The sequence below is a fragment of the Mesorhizobium sp. M7A.F.Ca.US.005.03.2.1 genome, from assembly GCF_003997795.1.
In the GTDB taxonomy this organism is placed as follows: domain Bacteria; phylum Pseudomonadota; class Alphaproteobacteria; order Rhizobiales; family Rhizobiaceae; genus Mesorhizobium; species Mesorhizobium ciceri.
Map to the genome: position 1 here is coordinate 1 of NZ_RZRP01001332.1, position 1,037 is coordinate 1,037.

The 1,037-nt window shown below is 62.4% G+C and carries 1 protein-coding gene; it reads left to right on the forward strand.

All coding sequences use genetic code 11. The features are described 5' to 3' along the window. Positions 1–88 precede the first annotated feature (88 nt). On the forward strand, positions 89–1,037 hold a 949-nt coding region (locus tag EN991_RS37520), incomplete at its 3' end, for an IS481 family transposase (RefSeq protein WP_095770220.1).

Here is a 1,037-nt window from a genome sequence, read left to right on the forward strand (position 1 = left end):
CTAGGTGTGAGCTTTCGAGAGGTTGTCCATTCGGACCGGACCGAGGAGACTGGAGTTACCACGCTTCAGCATCCATCGGAGGGTCCGAATGAACATCCACAAGAATGCCCGTCTCACACCGCTGCGTCGAGAGGAGATGGCGTTATCGGTGATAGAAGGCGCTTTTTCCAAAGCCCATGCGGCGCGCGTCTATGGCGTGTCGGCCAAGATCGTGGCGCGCTGGGTCGAGCGCTATAAGACCAAAGGGCGGGCCGGCATGGTCGACCGCTCGTCGCGGCCCACCGTCATGCCGAGCCTGACCGAACAGTCCGTGGCCGAGCGCATCGCAGCCTTGCGTCGCCAGCGGCTGACCGGCAAGCACATCGCCCATGAGGTCGGCGTCTCGCCCGCCACCGTCAGCCGGGTTCTCAAGCGTGCCGGGCTGTCGCGGCTCAGGGATATCGAGCCGGCCGAACCGGTCCGGCGCTACGAGCGGGAGCATCCCGGCGAGATGATCCATATCGACATCAAGAAGCTCGGCCGCTTCAGCCAAGTCGGCCATCGTATCACCGGCGATCCGCAAAAGGGCAAGTCGCGCGGCGCCGGCTGGGAGTTCGTCCATGTCTGCATCGACGACGCGTCCCGCATCGCCTTCTCGCAAATCCTGCCCGACGAGAAAAAGGAGTGCGCCATCGCCTTCCTCAAGGCCGCGGTCGCCTATTACGCCAGCCTCGGCGTCACGATAGCCCGCGTCATGACCGACAACGGCTCCTGCTACAGATCAAAGGCCTTCGCCAAGGCCTGCCGCGATCTCGGCCTCAAGCACGTCACGACAAGACCCTATACGCCCAAGACCAATGGCAAGGCCGAGCGCTTCATCCAGACAGCACTGCGCGAATGGGCCTACGCCATTGCCTATCCGACATCCGATCATCGTGCCGCCGAACTGCCTGTCTGGCTGCACAGATACAATTGGCATCGTCCACATGGCAGCCTAAAGTCAAAAACGCCTATCAGTCGCCTCGCCCTGATCGAGGACAACCTGTTGAAGCTCCACA